The sequence below is a fragment of the Patulibacter minatonensis DSM 18081 genome, assembly GCF_000519325.1.
GTDB lineage: Bacteria > Actinomycetota > Thermoleophilia > Solirubrobacterales > Solirubrobacteraceae > Patulibacter > Patulibacter minatonensis.
The window spans coordinates 4307830-4322096 of sequence record NZ_KI912613.1; the positions used below are offsets into that span (position 1 = coordinate 4307830).

At 73.4% G+C, this 14267-nt stretch carries 15 protein-coding genes; 4 read left to right on the forward strand and 11 right to left on the reverse strand.

Going from position 1 to position 14267, the window contains the following annotated elements; translation table 11 throughout:
* Positions 1-7: 7 nt before the first annotated feature.
* Complete coding sequence (locus tag PATMI_RS0120135) at positions 8-409, reverse strand: PaaI family thioesterase (protein WP_036726191.1); 402 nt, start codon at positions 407-409, stop codon at positions 8-10.
* Positions 410-484: 75 nt separating this feature from the next.
* Here PATMI_RS0120135 and PATMI_RS0120140 point away from each other — a divergent pair, with 75 nt between their 5' ends.
* Positions 485-1645, forward strand: coding sequence for a hypothetical protein (locus tag PATMI_RS0120140; protein ID WP_157260878.1), 1161 nt, complete (start codon positions 485-487; stop codon positions 1643-1645).
* Here PATMI_RS0120140 and PATMI_RS0120145 read toward each other — a convergent pair.
* The 6 genes from PATMI_RS0120145 to PATMI_RS35155 form a co-directional block, all read right to left on the reverse strand.
* Entirely contained in the window at positions 1629-2081 is a 453-nt protein-coding gene (locus PATMI_RS0120145) for an SRPBCC family protein (protein WP_026912189.1), read from the reverse strand. The two genes, PATMI_RS0120140 and PATMI_RS0120145, sit on opposite strands and share 17 nt — an antisense overlap.
* Before the next feature lie 2 nt (positions 2082-2083).
* Positions 2084-2626, reverse strand: a complete 543-nt coding sequence (locus PATMI_RS0120150; RefSeq protein WP_026912190.1) for an adenine phosphoribosyltransferase — start codon at positions 2624-2626, stop codon at positions 2084-2086.
* The gene (gene ftsR, locus PATMI_RS31955) at positions 2623-3438 is read right to left on the reverse strand and encodes a transcriptional regulator FtsR (RefSeq protein ID WP_245604229.1); all 816 of its coding nucleotides are present in this window, start codon (positions 3436-3438) and stop codon (positions 2623-2625) included. Before ftsR ends, PATMI_RS0120150 begins: the two co-directional genes overlap by 4 nt.
* 7 nt (positions 3439-3445) lie before the next feature.
* Positions 3446-3916 (reverse strand): FHA domain-containing protein, encoded by a 471-nt coding sequence (locus PATMI_RS38585; RefSeq protein ID WP_036726195.1) that lies wholly within the window; start codon positions 3914-3916, stop codon positions 3446-3448.
* The gene (locus PATMI_RS31960; protein WP_051472084.1) at positions 3916-4224 is read right to left on the reverse strand and encodes an RsiG family protein; all 309 of its coding nucleotides are present in this window, start codon (positions 4222-4224) and stop codon (positions 3916-3918) included. Before PATMI_RS31960 ends, PATMI_RS38585 begins: the two co-directional genes overlap by 1 nt.
* Positions 4225-4313: 89 nt before the next feature.
* On the reverse strand, positions 4314-5177 hold the full coding sequence (locus PATMI_RS35155; protein ID WP_245604230.1) for a CDP-alcohol phosphatidyltransferase family protein: 864 nt from the start codon (positions 5175-5177) through the stop codon (positions 4314-4316).
* Between the two features lie 368 nt (positions 5178-5545).
* Here PATMI_RS35155 and PATMI_RS0120175 point away from each other — a divergent pair, with 368 nt between their 5' ends.
* Complete coding sequence (locus tag PATMI_RS0120175; RefSeq protein ID WP_026912192.1) at positions 5546-6145, forward strand: superoxide dismutase; 600 nt, start codon at positions 5546-5548, stop codon at positions 6143-6145.
* A 16-nt stretch (positions 6146-6161) separates the two neighbouring features.
* On the opposite strand, the gene ispG is transcribed toward PATMI_RS0120175, so the two are convergent.
* Together ispG and PATMI_RS35160 are read right to left on the reverse strand one after the other, a co-directional pair.
* Complete coding sequence (ispG, locus tag PATMI_RS0120180) at positions 6162-7451, reverse strand: flavodoxin-dependent (E)-4-hydroxy-3-methylbut-2-enyl-diphosphate synthase (RefSeq protein ID WP_026912193.1); 1290 nt, start codon at positions 7449-7451, stop codon at positions 6162-6164.
* Between the two features lie 65 nt (positions 7452-7516).
* Positions 7517-8620, reverse strand: a complete 1104-nt coding sequence (locus PATMI_RS35160; RefSeq protein WP_157260879.1) for a calcium-binding protein — start codon at positions 8618-8620, stop codon at positions 7517-7519.
* Positions 8621-8709: 89 nt separating this feature from the next.
* Between PATMI_RS35160 and PATMI_RS35165 the strand changes: the two genes are divergently transcribed.
* Entirely contained in the window at positions 8710-9327 is a 618-nt protein-coding gene (locus PATMI_RS35165) for a class I SAM-dependent methyltransferase (RefSeq protein ID WP_051472085.1), read from the forward strand.
* Between the two features lie 39 nt (positions 9328-9366).
* Positions 9367-10761 (forward strand): hypothetical protein, encoded by a 1395-nt coding sequence (locus PATMI_RS0120195; protein ID WP_157260880.1) that lies wholly within the window; start codon positions 9367-9369, stop codon positions 10759-10761.
* 40 nt (positions 10762-10801) lie between these two features.
* On the opposite strand, the gene PATMI_RS31980 is transcribed toward PATMI_RS0120195, so the two are convergent.
* Positions 10802-12256, reverse strand: coding sequence for an APC family permease (locus tag PATMI_RS31980; protein WP_051472086.1), 1455 nt, complete (start codon positions 12254-12256; stop codon positions 10802-10804).
* Between the two features lie 190 nt (positions 12257-12446).
* A complete protein-coding gene (locus PATMI_RS0120205; RefSeq protein ID WP_026912196.1) occupies positions 12447-14237 on the reverse strand; it encodes an AMP-dependent synthetase/ligase in 1791 nt (596 codons plus the stop codon).
* Positions 14238-14267 lie beyond the last annotated feature (30 nt).

The window sequence follows — 14267 nt, forward strand, 5'->3', positions numbered from 1 at the left end:
GGAGGGGTCAGGCCGCCGGACGGACGGCGATGACCATGCGGGTGATGGCGCAGACGCGGCCCTGGTCGTCGGTCATCCGCACGTCCCACACCCAGGTCGTCCGCCCCTTGTGGAGGCGCTCCGCGCGCGCGTGCACCGTCCCCTCGAAGCACGGTCGCAGGAAGTTGGTGGTGTTCGACAGGCCCTGGGCGACGAACCCCTGGGGCACCACCGCCCGGGCGGTCGCGATCGACGTCAGCGACTCGGCGATCGCGGCGTACACCCCGCCGTGCACCAGCCCCATCGGCTGGCGCACCTTGTCGGCGACCGGGACCGAGGCCTCCGCCCAGTCCTCGCCGTGGTCACCCACCTGCAGCCCGATCAGGCCGTCGAGGGTCTTCTCCGGGGACACCACGGTCTCGAACTCCATCGGCGGGGATCCTACGCGCGGGACGGCGGAACCTCTTACCTCACCGTAACCCGGGCCCCTATAGGCTCACCGCCGATGTCCCGTTTGCAGGCGCTCCATCCGGACCAGCAGGCCGCCCTGCAGCTCGTGCTGCGGCGGCGGATGCCGTACGGGGACCTCGCCGGGTTGCTCGGCCTGACCCCGGAGGGCGTCCGTGAACGGGCCCTCGACGCCGTCGACGGCCTCGCGCCCGACGACGTCCCAGGTCTGCAGCTCGAGGACCGCGACCGCATCGCCGACCACCTGCTGGGCCAGGACGGCGGTGCCGCACGCGAGTCGACCGCCGCGCTCCTGCGAGACCACCCGCCGGCGCTGCTGTGGGCGACCACGGTGGCGACGGAGCTCGAGCCCCTCGGCGGACCGGTGCCGGAGCTGCCCGGGGCGGCGTCCGGGACGCCGGAGCCCGCCGCGGCCGCGGTCGAGCCCGTCGCGACCCCGATCGCCGACGACGCGCCGGAGCCGGCCCCCGTCGCCGAGGCCCCCGCCGTCGCGCCGACGGTCGCGGCCTCCGCCGGTCCCGCTGCGGGGAACGACGCCGGCTCGGCGTTCGCGGCGATCGGCACCAAGGGCGGCGCCGGACGGGCGAGCAACCCCTTCGGCTCGCGGTCCCCACGTGTGCTCGCCGGGTCCGCGGCCGCGGTCGTCGTCCTCGTCCTGCTCGTGGTCTGGATCGCGGGCGGGTTCTCCGGGGGCGACGACAAGGGCGACTCCTCGGCTTCCGCGCCGGGCACCACGACGGCCGCCGCGGACGGCACGGCGTCCGATCAGCAGGCGGCCGCCGAGGCGAACGCCGCGCGCTTCGCCTCCGCCCTCCCGCAGTCGATCACGCTGCGGCCGCCGTCCTCGGCCACCGGCGCGGCCGCGAAGGCCCTCGGCCGTGCGCAGCCGACCGTGAGCCAGCAGGACGCGTCGATCCCCGTCCTCGCGGTCGCGATGCAGGGCCTGCCGGCCGTGACGTCGAAGCGGCGGTACTTCGCGTGGGCGGACAAGAACGGCGCCGACCCGATCTTCCTCGCCTCGCTGCCCTCCGCCGAGGGCGCGGAGATCCCGTTCGTCGGGATCGACGTGAAGACGCGGCAGTCCACGAGCGTCGACCCGTCCGTCTACACGACGGTCCGCATCACGCGCGAGACCGCCCAGGCCCCGACGAAGCCGGGCCCGACCGTCCTCGTCGGCCGGATCAGCCCGCGGAGCTGATCACCCGGAGCAGGCCGTCGAGCGCGAGCCCGGCCTGCTCCTTCGACGCCTTCCGGCCCATCCGGGCGGCGAGCATCCCCTTCTGGATCAGCTCGCGCTCGACGGTGACCGTGATGCGGGTGCCGTCGCCGGACGGCTCGAGCCGGATCTCGACGACGCTCGTCTTCAGCGCCTTCTCGAACGGCGTGTTGACGATCTGCTGCTCCCAGCGCTGGACCTCCGGCCGCTTGGAGGTCGTCGTCGTCCAGTCGGTCCGGACGGGGACCCCGCGGCTCGAGCGCAGCACCAGCGTGAAGAGTCCGCCCTGGACGTCCTCGGCGCGCTCCGCCTTCGGCCACCAGGCCGGCAGGCGGGTCGCGTTGCTGATGTGGTGCCAGACGTCCTCGGGCGCCGCGTCCGTCGTCTTGCTGGCCGATCCTTCGGCGATGGCGCCCATGGTCAGTCCTCGTAGGAGATGAGGGAGAACACGTCGTGCGGCGCGAGGGCCGCGCGACCACCCAGGAACGCGAGCTCGGCCAGGAACGAGCAGCCGACGACCTCGCCTCCCAGGCGCTCCACCAGCGCGCACAGGGCGCGGGCCGTCCCGCCAGTCGCCAGCAGGTCGTCGTGCACGAGCACCCTGGTCCCCGACGGCAGCAGGTCGGCGTGGACCTGGAGCTCGTCGGTGCCGTACTCGAGCTCGTAGGTGACGCCGATCGTCGCGCGGGGCAGCTTGTCGGGCTTGCGGGCGAGGATGAAGCCGGCCCCGAGCTCCCGGGCGACGGCGGGCCCGAGGAGGAACCCCCGGGCCTCGGCACCGATCACGCGCTGCACGCCGAGGTCGCGGGCGGCTTCGGTCAGGCGGTCGACGGCGGCCGCCAGCGCCTCGGGGTGCGCGAGCACCGGCGAGATGTCGCGGAACGTCACCCCGGGCGTCGGGTGGTCCGGGATGTCGACGACGTGGTCCTTCAGGTCGACGCCGGCGGTCTCTTCACGACTCACGGGACCAAGCGTCGCAGGTCGCGCACGAGCAGCAGGTGCTTGAGCCGCATCGTCGTGGCGGCGAGCGTCTCGAGGGCGTCGACGGCCTCCGAGCGGCGCTCGGCGCTGCGCGACCGCAGGGACGGGCCGAGCAGTTGCTCGAGGAGCGCCCCCTCGCGGTCGGCGGAGCTCCGCAGGACGCGAAGGTGGCGTCCGCCCACGCCGTAGTGGGAGAGCTCGACCGCCGCGCGGACGATCTCGCGCTCGTCGTCGTCGAAGACGATCGCCCCGTCGCGCGTGGTGCCCTGCACGACGCCGAAGTCGCGGAGCTCCTTCACGAGCGCCGCGCTGGCGCGGGTGTCGTCGCAGAGCTGCTCGAGCGTGTGGAGGGCGGTGCCCCCGCCCCGCAGGGCGATCGGACCGGTGCGTGGCGCGCCGGGATCCCCGGGGTCCTCGTCGGGCTCGCCCGGCCCCGAGACGCGGGGGGCGTCCTGGCCCCTCCCGGCGGCGAGCTCCTGGCGGATGACGCGCAGCGGCAGGAACTCGTCGCGCTGCAGGCGGAGGATGGTCCGCAGGCGGTCGACGTCGTCGGTGCTGAAGAGCCGGTACCCGCCGGACGTGCGGCGTGGTTGGAGGAGCTTCTGCTCCTCGAGGTACCGGATCTTCGAGATCGAGATGTCCGGGAACTCGCCGACGAGGAGCTTGCAGACCTGCCCGATGGTCAGCGGCCGACCGGAGCGGACCGCCGGTGCGGGCCGCTGCGCGGCGGCGTCCGGTGAAGCGACCTGCCCGGGGACGCCGGCTCCGCCTTCCGCTCCGGACAGTGCGAACACGGGGCGCTCAGCGACCGAGGAACGTGAGCTTGAACTTGCCGACCTGGACCTCGTCGCCGTCGTGCAGGAGCGCACTGTCGATCCGGCCGCGGTTGACGTAGGTGCCGTTCAGCGACCCGAGGTCGTCGATGTGCCAGCCGTCGGCGCGGGCCACGACGAGGGCGTGGTCGCGCGAGACCGTCACGTCGTCGAGGAACATGTCGCTCTCCGGCCGTCGGCCGATCGTGACGCGGTCGCGTTGCAGCGGGACGCTCTCGCCCTCGCGGCCGCCGCCTGCCCGGACCACCAGGGCGGCGCCGCCCTGCTCCTGCAGCGCGCCGACGTCGAGCGCGGCGATCTCGCCGGACTCCTGCAGGTGGTAGGTGGCGGTGGTGGGCTCGTTCGGCGACCCCACGTCGGCCAGGTACGCCCCGCACTTGGGGCAGAAGTTCGCGGCCGTGCCGGCCACGAACCCGCACTCGGGGCAGTGGACCGCCATCAGTCCTTCGCGTCCTCGCCCTCGTCACGCTCGACCGTCGGCTCCTCGTCGGGCACGGGACGCAGTCCGCCGACGCGCCCGGAGAGGATCTCCGTCAGCCGGTCGACGTCGGAGCCGTGGATGACGGTGCCGCCCTCGTCGTGCCGGAGGCGGAGGCGACTCACGAGCTCGGCGCGCAGGATGTCGATCTGGCCGTGCAGGATGCGGCGGCGATAGCTGACCTCCGTCTCCTCGGTCGTGAGGCGGTCGATGATCGCCTTGAGCTCCTCGTCCGGGAGGCTGCCGAGGTCGGGAAAGGTGTCGTCCATGGTGTGGGGGTGCTCCGATGGTGAGGGGCGCCGCCGCGAGCATACCAGCGGTCCCGGCGAAGATCTGAACCTCCGGTTGAGGGTCCAGCTCAGCCGGCCGGACCGGCGTGCGCATCCGTGGCCGCCGTGGCCTCGGCCGCGGCGCGCTCGCGGAGCTGCCGCCGCCCGTCGCGCTCGTAGCGGATGGTCGCCATGATCGCCATCGCCACCCCGATCACGACGGCGACCTTCGCGGGCCACCCGACGCCGACGAGTGCGGCGAACAGCCCGGACATCAGCGGCCAGACGGCGAGGCGCCCCCACCAGTTGACCCCGAGACGGACGTCCTTCTTCAGCGCACGGCGGGCCGCGTCGGTCGTGTAGGCCTCGCGGACCACGAGGATCGCGAGCGCCTCGCGCGGCAGCAGGTCGAAGTGCCAGCACACGACGCCGCCCGCGACGATCAGTGCACGATCGGTCAGCGGGTCCAGCAGGGTGCCGAAGCGGCTGTACTGCCCGGTCAGGCGGGCGAGGAAGCCGTCGAGGTAGTCGGACGCGGCGATCGCGAAGAAGACGAGCGCCGGCACGAGGTCGGTGCCTTCGTCCGTCCGCAGCGCGAGCACGAGGAAGACGGGGATGAACGCCAGCCGGATCAGGCCGACGACGTTCGGGATCGTCCAGACCCGCAGCGGCTGTCCCGCCAGGGTCTCGATCGGCGGCGGTCCGGACCGGTCGATGCCGAACAGGCGGTAGACGGTCATCCGCGCGGGCTCGGTCAGCTCGCGCGTGCGCTCGCGGACGTGCTCGGTGCGCTCCATCGCGCGGTCGCGGACCTCCTCGGTGCGCTCGCGGACCTGCTCCGTGCGCTCCCGGGTGCGCTCGCGGACGAGCTCCGTCCGCTCCTTCGTGCGCTCGCGGACCTGGTCGCGGCGCTCGCGGCCCTTCGCCCGGGCACGCCGCGCCCGACGACGCATCGGCGACGCGTCGCCCGACCCGTCCGGGGCCCCGTCGGCGGCGGGCGGGCGGGAGCCGGCGCCGGGCTCCTCGTCCGGCCGGTCGCCGGTCGAGGGGCTCAGGGCAGCCGCCCCGCGGTCTCGGTGCCGTCGGCCGGCGACGACGCGCACGCGCACCGGCTCCCACCGGAGCGCGCGGGCGCGACGGGGATATGTGACGGCGACGTCATCGACCACGGAATCTACGCGACCCGCCCGCCCCGGGCGTCCGGAGTCGCGAGGGACCGCGCGGCGGGGCGGCCCCGGCCCGGCGCGCCTGTAGGTTTGACCCGAGCGGGTCCGCCGCACGCCGGTGCCCGCCTCCGTTCCCGACGCTCCAGAGGAGCCCCATGGCGTTCTCCGTTCCCTCGCTGCCCTTCGCGTTCGACGCGCTCGAGCCCCACATCGACGCGAAGACGATGGAGATCCATCACGACAAGCACCACCAGGCGTACGTCGACAAGGCCAACGCCGCGCTGGAGGGCACCGAGTTCGCCGACAAGCCGATCGAGGAGATCGTCGCGAACCTCGGCGCGCTGCCGGCCGACAAGCAGGGCCCCGTCCGCAACAACGGCGGCGGCCACTACAACCACTCCCTCTTCTGGGAGGCCCTGCAGGGCGACGGCGTCCAGACCCCCGAGGGCGACCTCGCCGCCGCGATCGATTCCGCGTTCGGCTCGTTCGACGCGTTCAAGACGCAGTTCCAGGACGCCGGCGTCGCCAGGTTCGGGTCCGGCTGGGTGTGGCTCGTGAAGGGCGATTCCGGCCTGGAGGTCATCTCGACCCCCAACCAGGACACCCCGCTGGCGGAGGGCAAGACCCCGCTCCTGGGCAACGACGTGTGGGAGCACGCCTACTACCTGACCTACCAGAACAAGCGCCCCGCGTACCTCGAGGCCTTCTGGAACGTCGTCGACTGGAACAAGGTCGCCGAGCGCTTCAGCGCCTGAGGACCTCGGTCGCCGCTCAGCCCGAGCGGCTGAAGCGGCGGCCGGCCGTCGGCGACGACGTCTCGTCCGCGAAGGCCTTCGCGGCCTCGACGGGCGTCGTGCCCTCGGCCGCGAGGCGCTCCTGCTCCTCGCGCTGCTTGTCCTTCTCCATCTGGGCCAGGCGCTCCGGCGTCATCGCCGACAGGTCCTCGTTCTCCGACAGCCACTGCGTGGCCTCGGCGGCCTCGCGCTCGTCGCGGACGACCTGCTTGCCCGACGCGTAGTAGCGGTCGATCTCCTTGAAGAGCTCGTCGACGAGGTCGGCGGTCTTCACCTTCTTCAGGGGCTCGCCCTTGCTGAAGATCATCCCGGCGTCCTTGGCCCCGGTGATGCCGAAGTCCGCGTGGCGGGCCTCGCCGATCCCGTTGACGGCGCAGCCGAGGACGGAGACCTCGATCGGGTCCTCGTAGGCCTGCAGGCGGTGCTCGACCTCCTGCACCACGGAATCCATGTCGAACTGCAGGCGGCCGCAGGTCGGGCAGGCGATCAGGACCGGGCCCTTCTCGCGGAGCTTCAGGGCCTTCAGGATCTCCCAGGCGACCTTGACCTCCTCCTCGGCGTGGAACGTCGAGAGCGAGATCCGGACGGTGTCGCCGATGTCGTCGGCCAGGAGGGTGCCCAGGCCGACGGCGCTCTTCAGCGAGCCGGTCCACTTCGTGCCGGCCTCGGTCACGCCGAGGTGCAGCGGGTACGGGATCCGCTGGGCGAGCAGGCGGTTGGACGCGATGGTGTTCGGCACCGACGTCGACTTCATCGAGACCTTGAACTCCTGGAAGTCGAGCGACTCCATGAGCGCCACGGTCTCCTCCGCCGCCGCGACGAGCGCGCCGACCGGGTCGGTGAACTCCATCTCGCGCAGGTGCTTGGGCAACGAGCCGGAGTTCACGCCCACGCGGATCGGGACGTCGTACTCCTTCGCCGTCGCCACGACCTCGGCGACCTTCTCGGGACCACCGATGTTGCCGGGGTTCAGGCGGATGCAGTGCGCACCGGCCTCGATCGCCTTAATCGCCAGCGTGTGGTTGAAGTGGATGTCGGCGATGATCGGGATCGGCGACTCCTTCACGATCGTCCGGAGCGCCTCGACGTCCTCGTTGCGCGGCACCGCCACGCGGACGAGGTCGGCCCCCGCCTCGGCGACGCGATGGATCTGGGCCATCGTCTCCGGCAGGTTGGCCGTCTCCGTCTTCGTCATCGTCTGCACGGCGACGGGGGCCCCGCCCCCGATGAGGACGTCGCCGACGCGGATCTGGCGCTTGGAGGACACGCTCCGATTGTACGCGGGACGGCTGAACGGCCGGTGAACCCGCCGTTTCCCCGTGCCCGCGGGGCTCAGCGGCGCAGGCGCAAGGGGACCCGGACCGTCGCCGCCGCCTGTCCCCCACCGGTGCAGGTCGCGACGAGCGTGGCGTCCACGCGACGGGCACGACGCAGCTTCGAGCGGTACCGGGATGCGGCGCGGACGCTCGCGGACGCGGCCTTCCCCGCCGTGAGCGCGACGCTGCCGCCGGTGCCGAGCGTCAGCGCCTTCGACCCGAGCCGGGTCCGGCGGGCCTCGCCGCGCGTGACCACCAGGCGCACCCGCGCGGAGCACGTGCGCTGCGCCGTGAGCCGCAGCGACACGGGCGAGCCGCCGGCCAGGCGTCCCAGGCGCGGCGCCGTGACCGTGCCGCCCTTCAGGACGGCGCCGGGCACGACGGGCGGCCTCGGGCCGGGCGGGTCCGGCGTCGGCGCCTTGCCGCGATCCTCGCCCTCGCACCCCGACGTGACGTCGCCCGCGTCGAGCGTCGTGCTGTCGGCGCCCTGGCCGCAGTCGACCTGGTCGACCTCGCCGTCCCGGGCGTCGATGACGTCCGCACCGCCCGCGTAGACCGTCGCGCCGTCACCGCGGAGCACGTCCCGCCCGGTGCCCCCGGTGATCCGGTCCGACCCGTCCCAGCCGTCGACGACGTCGTTGCCGGCGCCGCCGTCGAGCGTGTCGTCCCCGCGGCCGGCGTTCAGGTCGTCGTCGCCGTCTCCCCCGCGCAGCACGTCGGCGCCGTACCCCGTCTCGATCACGTCGTTCCCCGCGCCGCCGTCGATCTCGATCGACTGGTCGATGATCCACTTGAACCGGTCGTCGCCACCCCCGAGGTTCGCGACGACCCGGACCTGGGGACCGAGCGCCCCGCAGTCGACGGACGTCGCCGAAAGCTGCGCGCACCCCGCCCCCGCGACGATCGGGTTCGCGCTGCGCTCGTTCAGGACGCTCCGGCCGAGGTAGCCCTCGTACGACTCCTCGATCAGGCTCGGCGCGTCGTCGCCGGTGATGGTCACGACGTCCGCGGCGAGGCTCACCGTCGTCGTCGCGGCGGCACCTGCCGGGACCGCGAGCGCCACGAGGAGCACCACCCCCGTCGTCGTGGCGAGCCGGGCAGGGGTCCAGGGGGCTGGCATCCGGCGAACGTCGACGCGCCACGTCGGTCCCGCATCGGTGATTCCACCGGTCGGGTCCGCGAGACCGCGGACGGCTAGCCTCCCCTGCCGTGCCGAGCACCGACGTCTACGCGACCGCCCGGGGCCCCGTCGCCCGCCTCGCGGGCCCGGTGGCCGCGCGCCTGCGGGCCCGGCGCCACGCGCAGTTCGCCGGGCTGACCGGGGTGCGCCCCGGCGACCGGGTGCTCGACGTCGGCTGCGGGACGCTCGGCCTGCGCGCGCAGCAGACCGACCTCGACATCACGGGCACCGACCTCGTGGACCGCCCGACCTACCCCGGGCCGTTCGTGCGGGCGGACGCCACGGTGCACCTGCCGTTCGACGACGACCAGTTCGACCTCGTGCACGCCAGCTCGGTGATCGAGCACATCCCGCCGCTCGCGCGCATGGCGTTCGCCCGGGAGCTCGCCCGCGTCGGTCGGGGGCTGTACGTGCAGACGCCCGCGTGGTCGTTCCCGATCGAGCCCCACGCGCTGCTCCCCGTCGCGCACTGGCTCCCGCCGGCGCTCCGGCGTCCCTACTGGCGTCTCGGTGCCCAGGGGCACTGGGAGGACGTCCGGCTGCTCCGCAGCGGCGAGCTCCGCGCCCTGTTCCCGGGGGCGGCGGTCCACGCCGAGCGCCTCGGCCCGCTGACGAAGAGCTGGATGGCCGTCCGCCGGGTGCGCTGACGGCGCTTGGACGACCAACACACGCAGTAGGGTGCTCGCGTGCGTGGAATCCCAGGACTGGTCAATCGGCGACGCGTGACGACGGCGGTGGTCGTCGTCGCGACGGGCAGCGTCGCCACGGTCGCGGTGGCGGCGGGGCCGGTGATCTACTCCGAGTACACCACCGGCGGCGACCGCGAGGCCCGCGTCGTCCAGGACGACGGGTCCGACGCGCCGCTGCCGATCGACGTGGCCGGGGCCGCGGTGTCCCCGGACGGCAGGCGGATCGCGCAGACGACGATCCGGACCTCCCCGAAGTCGGACGACCGGTTCGAGTCGTCGCTCCGCGTGACCGCCGGCGACGGGACCGCGCCGGTCACCCTCGTCCAGCACTCGACGTCGAGCGGCGGCGGGCGACTGAAGATCGTGGCGGGGACCCCGGTGTGGTCCCCGGACAGCACGAAGGTCCTCGTCTACCGCACGGAGATCGGGGGCCGGGGAGCCGCCCGGACCGTCCGCGTGGTCTGCGCCGTCGACGCCGGGACGTGCGCCGACGCCGGGACGATCACCGCCGGGCTCGGCTCCGGTGCCGAGACGGCCACGCTCCGGACGCTCGGTGACGCCGACGGCTCGCCGTTCGGGGGCGACGTCGTGGCGTGGCAGCAGACCGACGGACCGATCGTCCGCGATGCGCTCCGCGACCGGACCGCCCTGACCCGCGTCCGGTGCGGGACCACCCCGGGGTCCGCCAAGGCCCCCACGATCCGTCTCCGCGGGCTGGACGGCTCCGCCTTCGGCGCCCCGGTCGCGTTGCGGGGGCTGCGTTCCGGCGACGCGCTCGACCCGTCGACCGCCGGGGCGCTCGCCGTCCCGGGCGGGACCCTCCTCGTGGACCTGCCGGGCGCGTCGGTCCGCACGGGTCGGCTCCGGTGCTCGGGCAGGTCCGCGACCGCGACCCGGCGCAGCACGATCGGGACCGCACGCGTCCGCCTGCACGCGGGTGGCCGGACGGTGTCGCTGCCGACGCCCCCCGGGCTCCGCAAGGGCGACGGGCTCCGTCTCGTCGGCACGGACGACGGTGGCGCGGTCCTGATCAGCGCCACGGTCGAGGCCGGTGAGGAGCGGCTCTACTGCGACGAGTTCGGTCGTCGCACCGGGAAGGTCCGCGACTGCGGCGACGCGTACACGGACTCGTACGGGTTCGACCGCGGCGACGATCGCCCGCTCCGCGTCTGGCGCTACGTCGCCGGGCCTGCACCGCGCTTCGAGCGCGTCACGACCGCCCGGCGCAGCGCCCTGCGCACGCTGCAGGAGGCCACCGAGTTCACCGTCGCCTCGGGGGACGCGGTCCTCGCGGTCACCGACGGGGCGATCGAGCGCGTGCCGCTGGACGGCGGGGCGCCGACGACCGTCGCCCGCGGCCGCGGCATCTCGCTCGACCTCGGGTCCTGGTGAGCCGGGGCGGGCCGGGCGTCCTGCCCGGCCCGCCTGCGCCTCAGGTCGTGCCGCCGGGGCGCCGGTCGTCCGGCGCGTCCCTGTCAGGATGCTCGATCGCCTCGATCATCCCGGTGTCGAACGTGGCGTCCTGGTTCCGCGTCGCCACGTAGTTCGCGAGCCAGAAGATCAGTCCGAGCCCCATCAGGAGCAGTGCCCGGGTGATCTGGTCGGTGTCGTTCGCCACCCGGTGGATCAGCAGACCGAGCGCGGCGACCGCACCGATCGCGGGCATGATCGTCGGGGCGACGAAGTGCGTGTGGGACACCGGGTTGCGGCGCAGCACGAGCACGCTGATGTTCACCGTGATGAAGACCACGAGGAGCAGCGTCGTCGTCGTCGAGGCGAGGTCGGAGACGTCGCCCGTGGCGGTCAGGATGATGGCCAGGCCGCTCGTGAACAGGATCGCGCGCAGCGGCGTCTGACGCCCCTTGTGGACCTTCCCGAAGAACGCCGGGATGATTCGCTGGCGCGACATGCCGTAGGTCAGCCGCGACGCCATGATCATGTTGATCAGCGCGCCGTTGATCAGCGCGAGGATGCCGATCGCCGCGAAGATCTTCACGTGCACGTGCAGGGGTCCCGTCTGCGCGATCTCGAGCAGCGGCGTGGTGTCCTCGTCGACGAGCGTCGTGTATGGGAGCACGGCCGGGGCGATGATCCCGATCACCACGTACAGCGTGCCGGCGATCGCGAGCCCGCCGAACAGGGCCCGCGGGAAGTCGCGGCCCGGGTCCTTGGCCTCCTCGGCGACGTTGACCGAGTCCTCGAACCCGATCAGCGCGTAGAACGCGAGCGCGGTGCCCGCCAGGGCGGCGGGGACGAGGCTGACGTCGTTGCCGGCCTCCTTGGCGTCCGACGTCGAGAACGCGTTGCCGATGTCGCCCACGCCGTCGATCAGGGCGCCGAGGCCGATCACGACGATGAGGATCAGGCCGCCGAACTCGATCAGCGTCAGGACGACGTTGATCTTCACCGACTCGCTGATGCCGCGGAAGTTCACGGCGGCGACGATGAGGAGGAAGCCGAGCGCGATCAGGACCGTCTGGGTCTCGTTCAGCGTCCAGTCGAAGAGCTTGGGCAGGTACGTCTCGGCGACACCGCGGGAGAGCGTCGAGGCCGACGCGATGCCGGAGCACATGACCGCGAACGCGATCATGAACGTGAAGAACGGCTTCTTGAACGCCTTGTTGACGTAGAGCGCGGCGCCGGCGGCCTGCGGGAACTTCGTGACGAGCTCGGCGTAGGCCGTGGCGGTGAGGACCGCGAGCACGAGCGCCAGGGCGAACGGGAGCCAGACGAGGCCTCCGACCTCCTGCCCGATCGTGCCGACGAGCGTGTAGATACCGCCGCCGACGACGTCGCCGATGACGAACAGCAGGAGCATGTTGCGCGAGATCGCGCGCTTGAGTGGTGGGTCGGCCGCCGCCGGGGGCGGCGTCGCAGTGGTGGCCATCGTGGGGGACTCCGGGGGGATCGGCGGCGGGCCCCGGCCTGGGGCACCGCGCGCTTCGGTGTGGCGTCACGCTCTCATACGCGCCGGATGGGCGCCAGTGCGCCAGGTCCCTGTCGCGACGCCACGGTTCATCCGGTCGGACAACCGGCCACGGACGGCGCCGCGCGGGCGCCGTCCGTCGGGGACGCCGTCAGGCGTAGAGGCCCTCGATCGCCTCGGCGTACTTCTCGCCGATGGGCTTGCGCTTGAGCTTCATCGTGGGCGTCAGCTCGTCGCCGCCCGGCACCCAGTCGCCTTCGACGATCGTGAAGCGCTTGACCTGCTCGACCCGCGAGAGCGTCGCGTTGGCGGCGTCGACCCCGCGCTGGACCTCGGCGAGGACGTCGGGGTGCACCGCCAGGGCGGCGAGGTCGGTGTCCTCGATGCCCTGCTGCGCGGCCCACGCCGGGGCGAGGTCGGCGTCGAGGACGATCAGCGCGGTGTTGTACGGCCGGGCGTCGCCGATCGCGCAGACCTGCCCGATCAGCGGATGGGCGCTCTTGACGGCCGCCTCGATGTTCGCGGGCGACATGTTCTTGCCGCCGGCGCTGATGATCAGCTCCTTCTTGCGGTCGACGATCCACAGGTAGCCGTCGTCGTCGACCCGGCCGACGTCCCCGGTGCGGTACCACCCGTCGCCCTCGAGGACCTCGGCGGTCTTCTCCGGCAGGTTGCGGTAGCCGCGCATCACGGGCGCCCCGCGGAGGAGGACCTCCCCGTCGTCGTCGAGCCGGAGCTCCATCCCCGGGACGACGGGCCCGACGCTGCCGATCTTGATCCGCTCGACCGGGTTCAGGGTGCCGCACGCGCAGGTCTCCGACATCCCCCAGATCTCCGCGACGGGGACCCCGAGGGCGTGGAAGAACTCGATCACCGGGGCCGGGGTCGGGGCCGCGCCGACGTTCACCGACTCGGCGGCGTCGAGCCCCAGGCGCACGCGGAGCGGCGCGAAGATCCGCTCGTCGGCCTGCGCGACCGCGGCCTCCAGCTCGTCGGGAACGGGCTCCCCCGCCTGCTGCAGCCGCACGCGCCGCGTGGCGGCCTCGATGGCGCCGAGCACCGCGGTGCGCTGCTCCTCGGGCTGCGCCCCGATCATCGCCTCCAGGCCCGACTTCAGCTTCTCCCAGATCCGCGGCACCGCGAAGAACCAGGTCGGCCGGACCTCGGCCAGGTACGCCGCGATCTGCTTCGGGTCCGGGCAGACCGTGACCTCGAGGCCGTACATCAGCGGCGCGTAGAGGTGCGCGCCGCGTTCGGCGATGTGGGCGGCCGGCAGCCACGAGATGACCCGGCCGCCGCCCTCGAGGTGCGCGACCTCGCCGATCCCCCACATGGCGGCGAGCTCGTTGCGGTGCGTCAGCTCGACGCCCTTGGGCGGACCGGTCGTCCCCGACGTGTAGATCAGCGTCAGGAGGTCGTCGGGCCGCACCGCCGCGGCCTCCGCCGCCGCGTCGAATCCTGCGGGTGCCGCCGCCTCGGCGTCGGCGAGCGTCAGCACGCCCTCCGCGTCCCCCGCGTCGTCGACGACGACCACGTGCCGCAGACCGGGGAGCTCGTCCCGGACCGCGAGGACGCCGGGCAGGTACATCGCCTCGGTGACGATGACCCCGAGCTCCGCGTCGCCCGCGATGTAGGCGATCTGCTCCGGCGACGACGTCTGGTAGAGGGACACCGGGACGCCGCCCGCGGTCAGTGCCGCGAGGTCGCAGATCAGGAATTCGGGCCGGTTGTTCAGGAGCAGCCCGACGGTGTCGCCGCGCTCCACGCCGAGCCCGCGGAGCCCGCCCGCCAGGCGCCCGATCCGTTCGGCGGCCTCGGTCCACGTCCAGGAGACCGCGTCGTCCTTCGTGCGGACCAGCACCTGGTCGGGCCACCTGCGGAGCCCCTCGCGGAAGACCTCCAGCATCGTGCCGACCGCGGTCGTGGCGTCCGTCGTCCCCATGTCGCTCCCTCGTTGGCCTCGGGCGCTCAC